A 19,337-nucleotide genomic window follows, 5' to 3' on the forward strand; every position below is an offset into this window, starting at 1 on the left:
GCTGCCTTTGTTGTGTGGCTGGTGAGTTTCAGTATGTGCGCAAGAATATGGAGTGATCACAAGCCCAGCCCCCTTTTAAAGTGAGGTTTTCTCACCAGAGTATTTTGCGGGCTAGGTGTAGGACGACTAAAGCAGTTTTTGCGATGGCTGTAATGGTTTTAGGGCATAGTGTTACACGCCGTAGTGCTTTGAGTTGTTTGAGCATGGCGTTTGCTCGTTCTGATGGTGCTCGCAAACCGTTAAGACGACGGTTGTACTCGTATTCGTCATCTGCCAGATTCCTTCCTCTGATCGGTGTGTGTACGTTGTGACCTGCACCAATGTAGCCTTTGTCGGCAAGAACGCAAATATCAACAGTGCTTATTGCATCAAGAACATGCTCACGCGCTGCTGTGATGTCGTGGGTTGATCCAGGAGATACTGAGGATACCCATAGTGGGTACCCACTCTCGTCAGTGAGCACCTGTACATTGCCACCAAATGCCTTATGTTTTCCGGAATACCACAGATCGTGACGGTTTTTCGGGTTCTTTCTCGCTACGCGGTCTGTTCGGATGAGTGTTCCGTCAAGGCAGACGAAAAGATTATTGGCGTCCTTGGCATGGCGTAGTGCGTCGATGAGGGTGGGAGATTTGGCGGAAACAACCCTGAGTGCTTCATGGATGTAGCGGTAGCCTGTGGCTTGTGAAACACGAGCATCACGAGCAATAGTAGCGATACTTGTTGCTTCATAAAGCCAGCGTAGAAGCATAATTGCTTGCTCCCAACACGTTGTGGCACGTTGATGGGGGCGAAGGTCATGTCGACGGCGATGAGCTTGAAGCCAAGCGCTGATGGTACGTGCAGTGGAAATTGGGACGTCAAGTGTGGCAGAATAGCGAAGCACGCGGGAGTTCCTTTCAGTTTGATTTTCCTGTATCAAAAACCATTCTGAGTAAGAACCCCGCGTGCTTTCGTTACGACACACCCACAAAACCCCCAAAACCACAGGTCAGCGTTTCAAACGCATTTCCCCGGTGAGAAAACCTCAGTCTTTCTGGGGCTTAATGCGCATCCCGCTTTATTCCAAGGATAAACTTAAGCAAATAACAGTTAGAGTTTCAGCGCAGTGGCTAGAAAATGACCTGCGGTTTTACAAGTAGCATCTGCTCTATCTCTAACTCATAGCTACAGCACCCCTGCGCTGAAGCTGCCGCGCTGTAGGTGTAGGTGAATGCGCGGTTACTTTCGACACATGCATGCGTGGAAAAACATAGAATACGAAGCTATGAACCTTGACGAAACCGCCGCCTGGATCAACCAGCTTTTCCCCGCAGATATGAACCTGCGCGAAGCCCAAGATGATGAGGGAAACCCAGGATTTCATTACGCCTGTTTTAATCTCGGGCGTGAATGTGCGGCCAGCACCCTCGATTTTGCGGATATTGATACGGGGCTTGAGTCAGAAGGGGTGGATGTGCGTTGCGAAATCTTCACTATTAATAGGGCGAGCGAAACCACCACATTAAAGGTGCTCGATGCCACCGCGAACCAGTTGGCACGCGCGGAGGGGGCACTTCCTGCCCAGCCAGGTACCCTTCTCCCGGGCATTGGTAGTGAGGCGAATCTGCCTAGCGATATTACGGTCAAGCATGGGGTGTTTGTGGTGCCGTATGTGTGGGGTGAGAAAGTGCCCCAGCTGAAGGAGCCGGATCGGTGGACGTTAATGTTGCAGCTGGTGATGCTCACCCAAGAAGAATTTGAGCATGCTGTGACTTATGGGGTGGGGCAGTTGCAGCAAGATTTGGCGGCGGAAGGGATTGATCTGCTCGACTGGTCGCGGTTATGAAGGCGGGCTGTGTGGGTTACGGTGGTGGGGTAGTCTTAGTTTCGTGGCTTTGTATCGCAAATATCGCCCTGGTTCTTTTGGTGAGCTGGTTGGTCAAGAGCAGGTAACCGTCCCGTTGTCGAAAGCGTTGGACAACGAAAGAATTAATCATGCCTACCTGTTTTCTGGCCCGCGCGGGTGCGGTAAGACATCGTCGGCGCGCATCATGGCCCGCAGTTTGAACTGTGCACAGGGCCCGACCTCCACGCCATGTGGGGTGTGTCATTCGTGCATCTCTTTGGCCCCGAATGGTCCGGGTAACCTTGATGTGACTGAGCTGGACGCTGCGAGTAACAACAGTGTGGAAGATATGCGTGAGCTGCGTGACCGCGCCATGTATGCTCCTGCGGATTCCCGCTACCGTATCTTCATCATCGACGAGGCACACATGGTGACTCGGCAGGGCTCTAACGCGCTGCTGAAGATTGTGGAAGAGCCACCTGCGCACCTGATTTTTATTTTTGCTACCACTGAGCCGGAGAAGGTGATCGGCACGATTCGAAGCCGTACGCACCATTATCCGTTCCGTCTGCTTACCCCACTGGCGATGCGTTCATTGCTTGAGCGCACCGTGGCGGGGGAGAATATGCATGTTGAAGATGCGGTGTATCCGCTGGTGATCCGCGCGGGCGGGGGTTCGCCGCGCGATACGTTGTCGGTGTTGGATCAGCTTTTTGCTGGCACCGGCCCTGAAGGGTTGACCTATGAGCATGCCCGCATGGTGTTAGGCGCGACCGATGATGCGCTTATCGACGCCGCCGTCACCGCCCTTGCCGGCGGGGATCACGCGGGGCTGTTTAGTACGGTCGATCATGTGATTGAGGCAGGGCTGTCGCCGCGTCGTTTCGCGGAAGATCTTCTTGACCGCCTCCGCGACCTGATCATTATGCAGTCGGTGCCCCACGCTTTAGAGAATGGGCTTGTCGACGCCCCCACCGATCGTGGCGACATCCTGCTGAGCCAAGCACAGGGCTTTAACAGCCGAAACCTGCCGCATATCGCCGCAATCCTCAACGATGGTTTAAGCAGCATCAAGGGGGCAACAAGCCCACGGCTTTTACTGGAAATCCTGTGCGCGAAAATGCTTCTCGACAACGCGCCCAGCACTATTGTCGCACCACAAGCAGTGGCGCAACCACAGGCGACCGCAATTCCGAAGTACGAACGGAAATCTGTGCGTGAGGCTCGCGAAGCAAAACTCGCGGAAGAACACGCCCGCGCCCACACGACACCCTCCGCAACGCCCACACCGCCGACTTCACCCACAGCACCTGTGGCGCCACCTGCCCCTGCGCCAGCGCCTCAACCAGCAGCGACCCCAGCGCAGGCAACCCCCATGGCACCTGCCATACCCGCCACACCTGCGCAGCCCCAAACCACACCACCTGTGGCACCACAACCAGCAGCACAGTCAGTTGCTACCCCACAGCCTGCACCACCGGTGCAACACACGGTAGAACCTACACCTTCGCAGCAGGTACCAGCTCCCACGCCAGCAGTTTCACCGCAGCCTGAAAGCCCACAGTCGCATGCCCAAACCCCCGCCGCGTCGACAGCTGCGCCAAGCCCAGCAGCTGACCCAGACTTCGCCTTGTACGAACGCATCCGCACACAGTGGGCGAAGGTGCGCACGGCGTCGTCACGCACAAGCTCCGTGCTGGGCATTTTGCTCACCGAAGCCTACCCCATGGGAGTTCGCGATGGCGTTGTCGTGCTCGGACACAACACGGGGGCGCTGGCGGGGCGCATCAACGACCCCGCGCATGCCCGCACCTTAAGCACCGTGCTGAAACAGGAACTCGGCATCGACGCCACCATCCGCTGCGAGGTCGCAACCGACCCAAAAGACTTGGGGTTTTCACACCCCACCCACGTTGACCCAGCACCGTGGAACCCCCACGCCACCACCCTGCAACCGGAACCAACAGCAGAAACCCACACGTCGCTGGTGGATCAGCAACTCGAAAAAAACACGCCCACACCAGCCGACCAACCCACCGACACCTGGACACAGCCAACCCCACTCGGCGATCAGGTGATGGCACCACAACGCATCACCCCACCACCACCAGCAACCACGCCTGCCGTCACCGACACCACACCAACCGAGGATGCTCGTGTGGAAAACCCAGCACAACCGCATGCCCACGCGCCTGCGGAAAGCCCGAAACCAGCAGCGATTAACGCCGACCCCTGGGGCGAACCAGCGCCACTGGGTGGGGAAGCAACGTATGCCGAACCAACGCCGCAACCAGCGCAAACACCCGCGCCGGTGCCGGAACCAGAACCCGCGCCAGAACCAGCGACCGCGCCCCGTGCTAACCAACCCACATGGCGCGAACGCGCAGCACGCCAAAAAGCCGAAAACTCCAACGGCATCAACCCCGCACACAACTCGGAGAGCACGTTCTCCACGGGAGTGCCACTGCCGCCGGAGCCAAGCTACTACGACGACGTACCCCCACCCGAAGACCCCTACGGTTACCCACCCGATGAGGGAATGCCTGAGCCGCAACATAATCCCGCACCAACTGCACCCACCGACGCTTATGGACACGCGCCAGCAGAAAATGCCGACGCTGACCTAGTAGCTACTGCGCCAACGCAACCACAGCGCATGCCCACAGCGAACGCTGAGATGGCCTCGACTAGCTCACCAGCTATGGCTGAATCTGGTGTATCTGCAGAACCTGCCGGATCGGGTGAGGCGTCAAGCCCTACAACTTCGACGGATGCTCGCCGGGGTGCTTCATCAGCGCCGCACGATGGTCGCACGAGCGAATATGCACAACAACCTGCACCGCAGTCCGAATCTGTACCCGCACAGCCCGCGCACCCTGCGGAACCGGACGATGAAGAAACCGAAATGATGAAGCAAGCCGCAAGTGAAGAAGGAACCAAAGATCGCCGCAGCGCGATTGCCTTTGCCATGGATCTGCTCGGACAAGAGCTCGGTGCAAAACCACTCTAAACGTGTAGGCTTAGCGTAGAAATCGCGAAGAAAAATATAACTCAAAGAAAGGTTGAGGTTTACCCATGGGTCAACCAGACATGTCGCAAATCCTGGCACAGGCACAAGCAATGCAGGCACGCCTCCAAGCTGCACAGCAGGAAATCCTTGAATCCGTCGTCGAGGGCCAGGCTGGCAACGGCCTCGTCACCGCCACCATCGACGGCACCGGACGCCTGACCGCCTTGAGCATCAAGCCAGAAGTAGTCGACCCAAGCGACGTCGAAACCCTTCAAGACCTCGTCCTCGGCGCGTTCGGCGACGCACACGACAAGCTCGCAAAGCTTGCTGAAGAAAAGATGGGCCCACTCTCTCAGGGCCTCGACGGGCTCGGCGGACTGTTCTAGTCTGACTGCAGCCGCGCCCCCCACCGTTGTACTCCTAATCAGTGGTGCTGTGATCAATGCTCTCAGCACATCACCTGAAGTTGAGTTTAACGCTGGGGGGTTCGCATCTCACACCCTTTGGCGAATGGAGGCTTCTGGCTAGTCCACCTAGATTGAGCCACAGGGGAGTAACTGTGGGAAAAGCGAAGGGGGAGGGTTAATGATCCAGTGGGGGAGAATGAATACGCTGTACCATGCGGGTAGGGCACGACATTGAGGGCTGTGGTGTGGGCTACTGGGGCAAAGCGTTGGGGTGGCATTGAGGGTGGCGCGCGGAAGGATGCAGTACCCACTTGAGCCTAAGAGTTGGCCAATGAGAAGATGAACAAATTCTCATACAGTGTTTGAGCTGCGGTTTTGCTATTTTGGTGGGTTTGGGTTGTGGCAATGGTTCTAAACAGGGGTGTAGAATAATTGTTGTTCCATATGAATCGCACATTTTGAATACGTGCTACTTATTTAAGGAGAGATAGTATGCTTCCAGTTTCTCGTACCCGCCTTCTTGCAGGAGCTGCAGCACTCGTCGTAGCACTGCCGGTGCTCAGTGCATGCACCTCCCAGCAGCAAGCTAACGCCCCCGCCGTCGCCTCTTCCGCTGCAGAAAAAGCAGCATCCGGCGTCTCTGCCGCACAAGACGCAGGCGCTTCTGCGGTCACTCGGGCACAAGAAGCCGCAAAAGACGCAGCCGCCGCTGCAACTGCAAGTGTTGCTGGCGACCAAGTGCTCAACGCGATCGACGCCGTGGCGGCAAAGTACCCAGAAGGCATCATTGTCAGCGCTGACCGCGAAGATAATGACGCCCACACCGAAGTTGATGTGGTGATGGGTAACACGGTGATGACTGTTTATGTCTACAAAGACGGCAATGTCAGTGATGCCTTCCCAGAAGACGATGATGACGATGTCTTTGAGAAGGTTGGCCGCGCCAGCGCCGCAACCGTGGGCATCAAGGATGCTGCTTCGCAGGCACTTTCCCAAACCACCAACACCATCATCGACTCCATCTCGCTTGACGACGACGGTCGCCTCCACTGGGATGTGGATCTCGACGATGCAAATACCCGTCAGGATCTTCCCGACTTGATGATCCCTGCAAACTAGTCGCCTTTCCACCATGCGTGTATGCGCGTGGATCAGGTGGCACGTGGCACCTCTGCTTTAAGTTTGAGCCCTTTTCGTGGACACACACGAAACAAAATAGGGCTCGTGCGTGGCAGGGGTGCTTTCTGCGATACACTGAAGCAGTTATGTTTGAAGGACCCCTCCAAGACCTCATCGATGAACTTTCCCGGCTACCTGGTGTTGGCCCGAAAAGTGCCCAACGCATCGCCTTTTATCTTCTCCATGTTGAACCCGCTGATATTACCCGCCTGCAGAATGCCTTAGGGGCGGTACGCGACGGCGTTGCCTTTTGTCGAATCTGCTGCAACATTTCCCGGGATCAGATCTGCCGTATCTGCGCCGACTCTGGGCGCGATCGCAGCATTATTTGCGTGGTCGAAGAACCGAAAGATATTCAAGTGCTGGAACGCACGGGGGAATTTAACGGACGCTACCATGTGCTCGGGGGTGCGCTCGATCCGTTAAACAATATCGGGCCACGCGAGCTTCACATCACCGAACTGCTCCAACGCATCGGTGGGGTCATGCCGGATCGCGAACTTGCCGATTCCACTAAAGAAAACCCCCTCTACGATAACGCCCCTGAAATTACTGAGGTGATTATCGCCACCGACCCCAATACCGAAGGGGAAGCAACAGCAAGCTACCTCGTGCGATTGCTTCGAGATTTCCCTGGCCTTATTATTTCCCGACTGGCCTCAGGAATGCCCTTGGGTGGGGATTTGGAATTTGTTGATGAATTAACATTATCGCGTGCTTTAACTGGTCGATTTAGGCTATAAAACTTATTGACGCCAAAATGCGACACAGCTTATCTAATAAAAGTCTAAAATTCGCCCCATTTCGGGGGTGTGTAGACATAGTTGCTGCGTGGTGATTTCTGCGCACTATTTTAGGCTGTGCACAACCTGTCTTAGGGTGGTTTTAGTGCCGAATTTCACTAAAAAGTGCCTATTTTTCCAGCTTGTTGCTGGTTTTTTAAAAATAGATCAAGTCTATTTCCAATAAAGGCGCAACTTATTGTTAATTCAACGTTAAATAATTTTATTGCCTGACTTAATATATAACATGTTGGATTTAGCTTAATTTTATTAATGTTGGGTTTTGTGGAATGCTGCCTGCTTAAATGGAAACCATGGCATTTCTACTAGAGCTGAAGCGGATCGCATATGACAGTGTCACTTTGGGGGGAAATAAACACCTAAGAAAAGGTTTTCTCAAGGCAGAAAAACAACGCGGCCTTTTTCAAGCAGTAGCCGCACGAGGCGCCGTTGCGCTTGTCAGAATCGCACCACAATTCATGTTCGCCCTAGTAACGAGGTCATACCGCAAAAACGGGATGGAAGTACTCGGACTCGGCTACCACTCAGTCGTGGTTGCCGACGGGGCCGATGGGGTAAAGAAATACCACCACCGCACACTCCACATGAGCCAAGAACAACGCCAAGCCTACATTGAAAGGCTGTACCGCAAACAGGACGTACTCAAAGCACACTTTCCTGATGCAATGATCGCTTCCCAAGAATTCGTGGTAGAACAATTCCCCCTCAACCAGCAACTACACACAGTGGTGAGCGTTCAAAAACGCATTCGCAATATTCCCCTATTCCACGAGAACATTCGAGCCAACCACAAGGTTATGCAACTATGCCAAGACATGTTTGAATCAGCGAACGCCCTACCCGATGTGGTGGGCAAATCCAATTTCTTTTTCACAGACACCCACGAAGGCATCGTCATCGTCGATACAATCCCCGTCGAAGAATCAGACCCCACCGACTGGGAAGCCTATATACGAGCGCAAGAAATCCTCTGGGGAGAAATCAAGCGCCCGTAACACTCTTACCATGCCCCAAGTGGGGGTGTGAGAAAACTACGCCATGCGTTCTCGGCGCAACTTTTCCACAACCTCAAGATCTAGCGGCTCAAGATCAGCTAACTTCTTGCCCATCGCCTGGGCAAGAAGCAGATCAGCCAACTCAGGATTACGGGCCAACACAGGGCCATGCATATACGTGCAGATCACAGACCCTTGAACAGCACCCTCAAAATGCTCCTGCTCGGCAGCATCCGTATTACCCCGACCACGACTAGTCATCGCCAACGGGGTCGCATCAGGACCCAACAACGTAGCACCCATATGGTTTTCAAAACCAGTCAGAGGTTGCGTCAACTGATCCGTCCAACCAGCCTTCGTCGGGGTGGTGAGCACCTCACCAATCGCGCGAGTCGCAAGAGACGCCGTGGTGGCGTCGACAAGCCCGGCACCCATCACGATGCGACCAGACGCGCGAAAACTCTCACCCAACACCTGAAAACCAGCGCAAATAGCCAACACAGGACGCCCATGAGCAACCGCGCGATTCAAACCGCCATCAGCGCGAATATGCTCCGCCGCAAGAATCTGGGCAGTATCCTCACCCCCACCTAAGGTATACACATCCAAATGCTCCGGAATTGCCTCGTCGAGACGAATCGGAACGATCTCAGCCTCAAGACCACGCATGCGGGCACGCTGACGCAGCACAAGAGCATTACCATCATCCCCGTATGTGCCCAGCACATCAGGAAGAACCAGACCAATATTTAACGTCGACATTATTCTCCCTCTTCCTTCGCGGACAGTCGCTCCAACGCCTTCTTCAGATCACGAAACGCCGTGTAATTCGCCAACACCTCAACGCGCCCGGGCGGGCACGCCTTCACCGCATCAACCATGTCAGAAACCAGCTCATGCTCAATATCGGCGTAGGTCAAACGCACAGCCAAATCCGTGCCCCGCTCGCCCGACGCCTTCACCGCAAGATCACCGAAATCTTCAAACTTCACATCCCACAGCCACGATAAATCCTCACCGTCGGCAACCTGGCCGTTAACCGCAATCACCAAACCATCAGCACCGCGATCAACCATGCTCATCGCCTCCTGCCAACCAGCAGGATTCTTCGCAAGCAACAAATGAACCTGATGCTCACCCACCTCAATCGTGGAATAGCGGCCAGCCACATCATCAACAGACTCCACCGCGCGAGTAGCAACAGAAAGCTCAACACCGAAACACTCCACCGCAGCAGCAATCGCCTGCGCCGCATTGCCCCGGTTAGCACGACCTGGTAACGCTAAGGACAACTCAATTTCCCCCTGCGGGGAATGCAGACCATCGGCGTCCACACTCCACGTCGGCGCAGGACGCGAAAACTCACCCCCATCAGGCAAAGACTTAACCGCATACCAATGATCCCCCTCATGCACCACGTGTCCACCAGTGCGCGGGCACGAGACCGAATCGCCCACCCAACCAGCGCCGGCAGAAACCCACACCACCTTCTTCGCTGCCATACCGATCGACGAAACCAACACATCGTCGCAGTTCGCAACAACAGTCATCTCCGGATTCTCAGTAACACAATCACGCAGTGCACGCTCAACCTTGTTAATCTCACCCACACGATCAAGCTGATCACGCGACAAGTTCAACACAATCAAACACTGCGGCTTCAAACGCTTGACGACGGCGGGAACATGCAGCTCATCGCATTCCAGCACCACATGGCTGGCCTTGATACCAGCCAACAGTGCCGAAATAATGCCCGCATCCATATTGTCGCCCCGATCATTGGTAGCAACACTAAACTTCGACTTCAACGCCGTTGCCAACATGCGGGTGGTGGTGGACTTACCATTCGTTCCCGTCACAATCGCAACTGGGCGACCAGCCCCCAAATTGCGCATGATCTCAGGATCAATCTTCTCAGCCACCAAGCCGCCAATCATGCCCCCAGAACCACGACCAGTTTTTTGGGAAGCAAAAGTGGCCAGATGTGCCGCACTAATCGCGGCCTGAGTACGCAGCTTCGGAAACACACGGGCAGCGCCAATGACTCCGAGCGCAGCAGTGGCAGCCGCCGCTGTCTTTTTCAAAGAAGGGGTCTTCATGAGTCATTAGTGTAGTCGCACACACATCACCAACGAACACGGCATGCCTTGCCTAGGCCACAAGCCCACGAAGAAAACTAGCGCTTGCCCGCAGAACGCGAAGCAGAACGCGACACCGCACGATGAGAATTCTTCGCTCGCGACGCCGACGGCACAGTCTTGCGCTTTACCTTCACATCCGCCTCCGCAAGTGGAGTGCCAGGGGAGGTAGCCGAAACAATCTTCAAAAACTCATCATCCGACACCAACGGAACCCCCTTACGGGAAGCATGCATCGGTTTACCCTTCAAATCAGATAAACGATTACACACCACAATGCTGGTCTCACGCGTGACCTTCTCCGAATAAGCCAAACCATGACGCATCGCCGCAGCAATAATCACATTCGGATCCATCGCGATCTCCGGCGCCACAACTAACTCCATGCCCTGAACCAACCCAACCTCAGGCTGATACACCCCAGGATTAGACCACACCCGCGGTGCCTGCATGGCTTCCACACGTACCACCGAACGCTGCAAACCACACACATCAGCGGTCAAATCCTTCGGGTCCCGGATCACCGCGCACCCAGCAGCAGATTGGGCAAAAAACATCTGCGAAACCAACAAAGTCTCCTCCCGCGACGTCACCTCCTCCGGAATAAGCGCACGCTCAACACTCGCGACAGGATCCGAAGACTCAAGGCCCATAGCCAGAGCAACCGTACGAATCCTCGTATCGCTCAATTCAAGCTCCATACGTCGCGCACCCGCCAACGTATCCGCAATACCCACCGGACGAGGCACATGCCCCACCCGCTGACGACGCTTCGCCTTCGCCCGATTCCTACTGCGATTCTGACGCGCCGCCTGCGCCATAGCTCGGCGCGCCTCCGCATGAATGAACCCCCACACCACAGGCGAATTATGGCAAATCAGAGTACGGCCATCAATAAACCGCCCCAACACTTTCAAAATTTGCTGAAAACGCTTCCCCTCAGCAACCTGCTGCGGCGACAAACCATGCAAATGCTTCGGCCCCGGATCAGTACCGGGGTTAAGCACAACATGGAACGATTCCCCAGCAACACCATCGGAATCCACCAACACCAGATCAAGTGTGATCAGCCGCGAGGTTGCGGGATGGATCCCTGTTGCCTGAATACTGGCAGCGACAAACGGGAACTGCTCCAACTCTAATTCGCGCTGCCGCTGACGTTCCGCACGACGCTGCTGGCGCAACTCCTCCGAAACGGTGGCATCCTCATCAGTCGGTTCAGCACGAAGGAGCGGATCAGCCATATCAACCTGAGGGAAATCCACCGAAGGGGCGGAAGCCTCAGGAGTTGTTAAATCAACAGCATCAGTCGACCGTAACTCCACACGCCCAGCACTTTTCTGCCCCGGCGCAACAACACGACGTCGACGGCGTTGGCGTGGGCGCTTCGGAACAGAATCAGTCATGAGCATTGATTGTAGCCGGAAGCTGAACATCCATGCGCCCACCCCGCCCCACAGCCACGCACCTTAACCCCCCAACAACCAGCACCAGACAACTAACAGCGGTGGCGACGTCGACAAGCAAATCCCTCCATCCCCACGCCCAACGGCGCAGAAATGAAGGGGCAAGGCGTGAAAAAACTAGCTCAACGCACGGTTCACAGCAGAAGTGATCGCCTTGAGCGATGCGTAGGTAATCGAACCAGCAATACCCACACCCCAATACTGCTGACCATTCACATCAGCCAAAATATAGGCCGCCGACTCCGCATCATCACCAGCGGTACGGGCATGCTGCGTGTACTCCTGCACCTCAACATCAATACCCAGCGACTCCAGCGCATTCGCATAGGCGGCAATCGGACCGTTACCATGACCAGTAATCGTGACCTGCTCACCCTTAAACATCAGCGTTGCATTAATCGAAGCCTCATCATTTTCAGTCTGGGCAGCATCAACACGCATCGACACCTGCTCGATCGGGGAAGTTGAATCCAAATACTCGCGAGCAAAGATATCCCACATTGCCTTCGACTCAACCTCACCACCCTCAGCATCAGTAACAGCCTGCACCACAGCAGAGAACTCCACCTGCATCGGACGCGGCAACGCCAACCCGTGATCCGTCTTCATAATATAAGCAACACCGCCCTTACCCGACTGCGAATTCACACGAATCACAGCCTCATAGTTACGGCCCACATCCTTAGGATCAATCGGCAGGTACGGAACCTCCCACTTCTCACCACGCAGCTCCTCAAACTTCACATCAGTATGAGTCGCGCCGGGCTTCACACGCGAAGCCATGGCATCCAGACCCTTATTCACAGCATCCTGGTGAGAACCGGAGAAGGCAGTGAAGACCAAATCACCACCGTAGGGGTGACGCTCAGGAACGCGCAACTGGTTGCAGTACTCAACAGTGCGACGAATCTGATCAATATCAGAGAAATCAATCTGCGGATCCACGCCTTGGGTCAACATATTCAAGCCCAACGTGACCAAACAGACGTTACCGGTGCGCTCACCGTTACCAAACAGGCAGCCCTCGATGCGGTCCGCGCCCGCCATATAACCCAGCTCAGCAGCGGCCACGCCAGTGCCACGGTCGTTGTGGGGGTGCAGGGACAAAATGATTGAATCGCGGCGGTTCAGATTACGGTGCATCCACTCAATCGAATCCGCGTACACATTCGGGGTAATCATCTCCACCGTCGCAGGCAGGTTGATGATGATGGGATTCTCAGGGCTAGGGTCCATGACCTCAACCACGGCATCGACAACTTCCTTGGCGTAGGCCACTTCGGTGCCGGTGAAGGATTCTGGGGAGTATTCCCAACGCCAGTTTGTTTCTGGATAGTCTTTCGCGATCTCCTTGATCAGCTCGGCAGCATCAGTAGCCAGCTTCTTGATGGCATCTTTATCCTTGCGGAACACCACATCGCGCTGCAGGATCGAGGTGGAATTGTAGAAGTGAACAATGACATTCTTCGCGCCCTGGCAGGCCTCAAAGGTGCGACGAATCAGATGCTCACGTGCCTGAACCAAAACCTGGATCGTGACATCGTTTGGGATCTTATCCTGCTCGATGATCTCGCGAACGAAATCGAAATCAGTCTGCGAAGCGGAAGGGAAACCAACCTCAATTTCCTTATAGCCCATCTTTACGAGCAGGTTAAACATGCGGCGCTTACGCTCAGGGCTCATAGGGTCAATCAGTGCCTGATTTCCGTCACGCAGATCGACCGCGCACCACTGGGGTGCAGTTGTGATCTTCTTGTTCGGCCAGGTGCGATCAGGCAGCTGAATATCCTCAACCTCTTGGGCGAAAGGCTGGTAGCGCTTGGTTGGCATAGTGGAATTACGCTGCTTGTTCCACGGAGCCTGACCTGGGTTGCGGTCACCAGACGGCGTAGTGATATCAGCAGGGGCAGAGATGAAAGTGTCGTGAATAGCCATGATGAAGGGTAGATTCCTTGAACAAGTGGGGCTCCTGAAGGGCGAATACACCATTAACCACGACGGAAAGCACGCAAGTGTTATGTCTCTGGATACACTCACGCCCTCAGGAGAGGGGATGAAAGATTAGGCAAAGTGTGAAACTTTTCCACTCACACACCCCAGCTTAATTAATATGCATTGCAATACATAAAATTTAAAAGTGGGGGAGGGGGTAAAGAGCAGATGCTTTCCATTCGAAAACACAAGAGAGATGAGGCTTGCGACCTACAGCCTTCGGGTGCAGTGGAAAAGTGTGGTCGGCGAGAACATAGCATTGAACACCGCGACGGGTGTGCCGACCGTTGTCACACAACTTTAAGCCAAAGACCCGCCGCGGCGAAGAAGAAGGAGGAAACTCGCACGCTGCATGTGACACAGCATACAAGCTAAATGTGAGGTAGGTCTAATCGGGGGTGGGAAATAAATTCCACATAGTGGGATTGATGGTAGTGAGGTGGGGATATTAAAGTGGCTAAAGACTATCATCCCCTGCCCCCATTCCTCACAACGAGCAAAGGCAACAGCGCAGTGCACACCAAAACCCACTCAGGCGACAACACCACCGCACCACCAGCTGCGGGTACAGCACCCCAGCTTGCCCAAGAAATAATTCCTGCACTTGCTGCCAGCACGCGACCTCCCATCGCAGCAGGAGCTCACGCACTGCGTTTACCAACCTGGACCCCCACCCCATTTGGCGCACGCGACTGGCTTTTAGCCCTCACCTTAAGCATCGTCACCGCAATCGCACGCAGCCTCGGAGTATGGGTCGCAACTGGTTTTGCGCCGAATATCGGTCGCCAACTGCGCCAATGGGACGCCATCCACTTTGCGGAAATCGCTAAATACGGCTACTTCAGCACCCAAGGGTACGGCGCAGACAACCCCGAAATCTACCAGACACGTCTCGCATTCTTTCCTGGACTACCAGCGCTCATGCGAGCACTGAATGAACTTACCGGCATCAACGTTTACGCAGCAGGCGAAATCCTCTCCCTCATCGCCACCTTTTTCATCGCAGCGGGAGCAATCAAACTCGCCTCCCTGCTCGGGGCACCGCTCAGCGGAAAAATAGGCGCAGCCCTCCTCTTCCTCTGCGCCCCAATGTCAATAACTTTTCAGATGGCCTACACCGAAGCCATCTTCATCGCCATAAGCCTGTGGGCTATGGCAATGCTGCTCGAAGGACGCTGGTGTGCCACCGCACTGTTAATCTTTATCGCCGGATTCTTCCGACTCACCACCATCGACCTCATCGCCACCTTCGCCATCATCGCCCTCCTCTACGCCCCGCACAACCTGCGCGACCGACGCACATGGCTCATCTGGGGTTCAGTCATCGCCTCAGCGCTCCCACTCCTCGGCTATATCTGGTGGGCATCAAGCCACACCCGCGACATCGGAGGCTACTTCGGACTCCAAGAAAAAGGCTGGCACTCCAGCTTCGATTTCGGCGCAGCAACACTGCGCTGGACAGTCCAAGAACTCATCAGCGGCACCCAACCGGGATACTTCATCTCCATCGCATCCATTATCGGTGCAGTATCTGCAGTATTCTTTAGCTTCCGACGCCTGCCCTGGGCACTGTGGCTATGTGGCGCAACAATCGTGGCCAACGTTGTGCTTTCCGACGGCATCATGCACTCACGCCCCCGCCTGCTGCTGCTTGGGCTAGTGCTACTTTTGCCACTAGTTATTCAAACCCCCAAACGCCTTCCGCCTATCACCTATGGGCTGATGATCGGTGCGTGGTCAGTAGCAGGAATCGTCACATCCAGCTATATGCTGGTCATTTTCGACTGGGCAATCTAAGACACAAGGGGAAATCCGTGCACTCCTAATGATTCGCGCGGGCTGAGAGCGCAAACGTCGCCAAAATCATCGACACCAACGCCACACCCATGATCACCCAGTTCCAGCCATGCACATGGAACTTCTCGCCCAAAACCAAATACCCCAAGGTAAAAGCAACCAACGGCTCCACCGTTGTCATAGCAGGCAACGACAAGCGCAGCGCACCAGTATTAAACGCATACTGCTGGACAATCGTACCCAAAACACTGCCGCCAATAAGCACCCACAGCACCCAATGCACAACCAATCCTTTAACACCGGCAACGTGGTACACATCCACAGTGGTCTTGGACAACACTGCGATAAAACCGTAAATAATGCCCACTATCACACCTAAAAATAACCCCCGGATATTTTTGGCGCATCGACGAGTCACACCATGGATTGCAAGCGCAACCACCGAGCCGATCAGCATTGCATAACCCCACGTACCGGCGTCGCTAAGCTTATCCCCAGGAGTAGGACGCCCCAGCGTAATCAACACCGCAACTGAAATTGTCAGAATAAAAGCCCACAGCACTTCATCCTTCAACAGCCTACGCTTGTCGTAATAGGCCGACATCGGCATAGTAAACATCAATGACAACACCAATAACGGCTGCACAATCAGCAGTGAACCAAAGCTCAGCGCAATGACCTGAAAGCCATAACCCAACAAAGCGGTCGACGAAGCAAACCACCACAACGGACGACGGATAGCCGTAATTAACGGCGAACCCGAAAATGTGCCATCGGCGGGGGCTCTTTCAGCGATGCGGTGCCGCACAACCGTGCCCCATGCAATGACAAGCGCAGACAGGATGGCAAACAGAACCGCAAGATAGTTGTTATGCATCACCCTCAAGACTAACCCCCGCTGCCCCGATATGCGTGATTCGACCCAAGTGAATAGTATGCTTAGCAATCGATAAAACTTGGAAGAAATGTTAACGAAGCAAACCGTGCACGCTTTCAAGCAGTCAACCTTCAACCTCATTTATTCCCACCGACAACGAGCACCACGTGCGAAACGCAGGAGGAAGCAGAGGGCGGGGAGTGCTGCGGAAGCACGAACGTTCGCTTCAGAAAGGGCTAGAGCCCAGTGGCGTTAATCGTACAGAAATATGGTGGTTCCTCACTAGAAAGTGCGGAACGAATTCGCCGAGTCGCTGAACGCATCGTTGCCACCAAGAAGCAGGGCCACGACGTTGTTGTCGTGTGTTCGGCAATGGGTGACACAACCGACGAGCTTCTCGACCTGGCAGCACAGGTAAACCCAGTTCCACCTGCGCGTGAGATGGACATGCTGCTCACCGCCGGTGAGCGAATCTCAAATGCGCTGGTAGCGATGGCAATCGCATCTTTCGGTGCGGAAGCGCAATCGTTCACCGGATCACAGGCGGGCGTGCTCACCACTGAACGGCACGGCAACGCCCGCATTGTCGATGTCACCCCGGGGCGCGTCCGTGAAGCCCTCGATAACGGCAAAATCTGCCTCGTTGCTGGATTCCAAGGTGTCAACCGCGAAACCAAAGACGTCACCACCCTCGGCCGCGGTGGTTCCGACACCACCGCAGTAGCCCTCGCGGCAGCGCTGGGTGCCGACGTGTGTGAGATTTATTCCGACGTCGACGGTGTGTACACCGCCGATCCTCGCATCGTTCCAAATGCTCAGAAACTCGACCACCTTTCCTTCGAGGAGATGTTGGAACTCGCAGCTTCTGGCTCCAAGATTCTGGTGCTGCGCAGCGTCGAATACGCGCGTGCCTTTAATGTTCCAATCAGAGTTCGTTCGTCATACAGCAATGATCCCGGCACCCTCGTGTCCGGCTCAATGGAGGAAATTCCCGTGGAAGAAGCAGTACTGGTGGGTGTAGCCACCGACAATTCCGAAGCCAAGCTTACCGTGCTCGGCATCCCTGACGCCCCCGGTGAAGCGGCAAAGATTTTCCGCGTACTTGCCGACGCCGAAATCAACATTGACATGGTGATCCAGAATATTTCTTCACTTGAAGATAACCGCACCGACATCACCTTCACCTGTCCACGTGCTGACGGCCCACGCGCCGTTGAACTGCTCATGAAGTTGCAGCACGATGGAACCTGCAGGAACGTACTTTACGATGACCAGATTGGCAAGGTTTCACTTGTGGGTGCAGGCATGAAGTCGCACCCAGGCGTGACCGCTACCTTCTGTGAAGCGCTGCGCGACGCAGGCGTGAATATCGAGCTGATTTCCACCTCCGAAATTCGCATTTCTGTGTTGTTGCGCGAAACAGAAGTGGCGAAGTCCGTGAAGGCTCTCCACGATGCTTTCGAGCTGGGTGGCGAAGAAGAGGCCACTGTTTATGCAGGTACTGGCCGTTAAAACTTTTATGTTTTAATGCTTCAAAAAACGCTCAGACGTGCGTGCGTTTACAACGTAAAAGCAGTTCTGACCCCTGATGCTGCATAGTGAGATAAACACATCCCGCAAATGTCTCACTGTGTGGGATCGGGGGTCTTTGTTTATGGAATGCTCTATGGAGTTTTTTCCTATGCAGCTGATAAGATTACTGCTTAACGTTGTGATGGAAACATTGCACGCCCAAGCCACACAAGCTTCAATCCCCTAATCCAGGGCTTTAAGGAAGGGACGTCCCACTCTCATGACCACGGTTGCTGTCGTCGGTGCCACTGGCCAAGTTGGCCGCGTGATGCGCGCGATTCTCGAACAACGAAATTTCCCAGCAGACAAGGTTCGTTTCTTTGCTTCTGCGCGATCGGCGGGATCGACTCTTCCTTTCAAGGGTGAGGATGTGATCGTTGAAGATTTGGCACTCGTTACCCCTGAGTCCCTGCAGGGTATCGACATTGCGCTGTTCTCCGCAGGTGGATCGACATCGCGGGAATTTGCACCTATCTTTGCAGCTTCAGGTGCGACAGTTGTGGATAATTCTTCGGCATGGCGCAAGGATCCAGAAGTGCCGCTGATTGTGTCCGAGGCGAACCCTGAGGCGAAAAACGATGTGGTCAAGGGTATCATTGCGAACCCCAACTGCACCACGATGGCACTGATGCCCGTGATGAAGGTTTTGCACGAAGCAGCTGGTTTGAAGAAGATGCATGTCTCTTCGTACCAAGCGGTATCGGGTTCTGGCGTGGCTGGGGTTGCCGTGTTGCTGGATCAGCTCAAGCATGCGCTGGCGGATGCTGAAAAGTTTGTCCACGATGGTCAAGCAGTACAGTTCGATGATCTCGGACCTTATGTTGCACCCATTGCGTTCAATGCGCTGCCATTTGCTGGCAACCTTGTCGATGATGGTTCCGAGGAGACTGACGAGGAGCAGAAACTGCGCAATGAGTCCCGCAAGATTCTGCAGATTCCTGATCTTTTGGTGTCTGGCACCTGCGTGCGTGTCCCCGTGCTCAGCGGGCATACGATGACTGTTCACGCAGAGTTTGATTCTGCGATTACTCCTGATCAGGCGCGTGCTCTTCTTGCGGATGCTCCTGGTGTTGAGCTTGTCGACGTCCCCACGCCGTTGGCTGCTGCTGGCAAGGATGACTGTCTTGTCGGTCGAATCCGCCAAGATCAGACTGTTGAAGGCAATAAGGGCCTGGTGTTGGTAGTTTCCGGCGACAATCTGCGTAAGGGTGCAGCGTTGAATGCAGTGCAGATCGCTGAGCTACTTGTATAGGGCCTCTAAGTACTACTTCAC

At 54.8% G+C, this 19,337-nt stretch carries 15 protein-coding genes; 9 read left to right on the top strand and 6 right to left on the bottom strand.

The window, feature by feature from the left end:
* Positions 1 to 91: 91 nt before the first annotated feature.
* A complete protein-coding gene (locus CFELI_RS00855) occupies positions 92 to 886 on the bottom strand; it encodes a transposase family protein (protein WP_290258955.1) in 795 nt (264 codons plus the stop codon).
* A gap of 381 nt (positions 887 to 1,267) precedes the next feature.
* Between CFELI_RS00855 and CFELI_RS00860 the strand changes: the two genes are divergently transcribed.
* The 6 genes from CFELI_RS00860 to CFELI_RS00885 all read left to right on the top strand — a co-directional run bounded on the left by CFELI_RS00860 (position 1,268) and on the right by CFELI_RS00885 (position 8,222).
* Positions 1,268 to 1,828: a suppressor of fused domain protein gene (locus tag CFELI_RS00860; RefSeq protein WP_277104805.1), complete on the top strand. Its 561-nt coding sequence runs from the start codon at positions 1,268 to 1,270 to the stop codon at positions 1,826 to 1,828.
* 43 nt (positions 1,829 to 1,871) lie between these two features.
* Positions 1,872 to 4,838 carry a DNA polymerase III subunit gamma and tau gene (locus tag CFELI_RS00865; protein WP_277104806.1) on the top strand — a complete coding sequence of 989 codons (2,967 nt, stop codon included), beginning with the start codon at positions 1,872 to 1,874 and terminating at the stop codon, positions 4,836 to 4,838.
* A 65-nt stretch (positions 4,839 to 4,903) separates the two neighbouring features.
* A complete protein-coding gene (locus CFELI_RS00870) occupies positions 4,904 to 5,224 on the top strand; it encodes a YbaB/EbfC family nucleoid-associated protein (protein WP_277104807.1) in 321 nt (106 codons plus the stop codon).
* A gap of 513 nt (positions 5,225 to 5,737) precedes the next feature.
* Entirely contained in the window at positions 5,738 to 6,364 is a 627-nt protein-coding gene (locus tag CFELI_RS00875; protein WP_277104808.1) for a hypothetical protein, read from the top strand.
* A 146-nt stretch (positions 6,365 to 6,510) separates the two neighbouring features.
* On the top strand, positions 6,511 to 7,167 hold the full coding sequence (gene recR, locus CFELI_RS00880) for a recombination mediator RecR (RefSeq protein WP_277104809.1): 657 nt from the start codon (positions 6,511 to 6,513) through the stop codon (positions 7,165 to 7,167).
* A 353-nt stretch (positions 7,168 to 7,520) separates the two neighbouring features.
* Positions 7,521 to 8,222, top strand: a complete 702-nt coding sequence (locus CFELI_RS00885; protein WP_277104810.1) for a hypothetical protein — start codon at positions 7,521 to 7,523, stop codon at positions 8,220 to 8,222.
* A gap of 36 nt (positions 8,223 to 8,258) precedes the next feature.
* Here the strand turns inward: CFELI_RS00885 and CFELI_RS00890 are convergent, their stop codons facing one another.
* From CFELI_RS00890 to leuA, 4 genes are all read right to left on the bottom strand, one after another.
* On the bottom strand, positions 8,259 to 8,984 hold the full coding sequence (locus CFELI_RS00890) for a type 1 glutamine amidotransferase (RefSeq protein ID WP_277104811.1): 726 nt from the start codon (positions 8,982 to 8,984) through the stop codon (positions 8,259 to 8,261).
* Complete coding sequence (locus tag CFELI_RS00895) at positions 8,984 to 10,249, bottom strand: MurT ligase domain-containing protein (protein ID WP_277104846.1); 1,266 nt, start codon at positions 10,247 to 10,249, stop codon at positions 8,984 to 8,986. Before CFELI_RS00895 ends, CFELI_RS00890 begins: the two co-directional genes overlap by 1 nt.
* A gap of 149 nt (positions 10,250 to 10,398) precedes the next feature.
* Positions 10,399 to 11,604 carry an exonuclease domain-containing protein gene (locus tag CFELI_RS00900; RefSeq protein ID WP_277104847.1) on the bottom strand — a complete coding sequence of 402 codons (1,206 nt, stop codon included), beginning with the start codon at positions 11,602 to 11,604 and terminating at the stop codon, positions 10,399 to 10,401.
* 339 nt (positions 11,605 to 11,943) lie between these two features.
* Positions 11,944 to 13,761, bottom strand: coding sequence for a 2-isopropylmalate synthase (leuA, locus tag CFELI_RS00905; protein ID WP_277104812.1), 1,818 nt, complete (start codon positions 13,759 to 13,761; stop codon positions 11,944 to 11,946).
* Positions 13,762 to 14,271: 510 nt separating this feature from the next.
* Between leuA and CFELI_RS00910 the strand changes: the two genes are divergently transcribed.
* Positions 14,272 to 15,615: a mannosyltransferase family protein gene (locus CFELI_RS00910; RefSeq protein WP_277104813.1), complete on the top strand. Its 1,344-nt coding sequence runs from the start codon at positions 14,272 to 14,274 to the stop codon at positions 15,613 to 15,615.
* A 25-nt stretch (positions 15,616 to 15,640) separates the two neighbouring features.
* Here CFELI_RS00910 and CFELI_RS00915 read toward each other — a convergent pair whose 3' ends face one another.
* Positions 15,641 to 16,492: a DMT family transporter gene (locus CFELI_RS00915; protein WP_277104814.1), complete on the bottom strand. Its 852-nt coding sequence runs from the start codon at positions 16,490 to 16,492 to the stop codon at positions 15,641 to 15,643.
* A gap of 246 nt (positions 16,493 to 16,738) precedes the next feature.
* On the opposite strand from CFELI_RS00915, the gene CFELI_RS00920 reads away from it, so the two are divergent.
* Both CFELI_RS00920 and CFELI_RS00925 read left to right on the top strand, forming a co-directional pair.
* Positions 16,739 to 18,004 carry an aspartate kinase gene (locus tag CFELI_RS00920; RefSeq protein WP_277104815.1) on the top strand — a complete coding sequence of 422 codons (1,266 nt, stop codon included), beginning with the start codon at positions 16,739 to 16,741 and terminating at the stop codon, positions 18,002 to 18,004.
* 280 nt (positions 18,005 to 18,284) lie between these two features.
* Positions 18,285 to 19,316: an aspartate-semialdehyde dehydrogenase gene (locus CFELI_RS00925; RefSeq protein WP_277104816.1), complete on the top strand. Its 1,032-nt coding sequence runs from the start codon at positions 18,285 to 18,287 to the stop codon at positions 19,314 to 19,316.
* Positions 19,317 to 19,337 lie beyond the last annotated feature (21 nt).

The organism is Corynebacterium felinum, assembly GCF_030408755.1.
GTDB classification, from domain to species: Bacteria; Actinomycetota; Actinomycetes; order Mycobacteriales; family Mycobacteriaceae; genus Corynebacterium; species Corynebacterium felinum.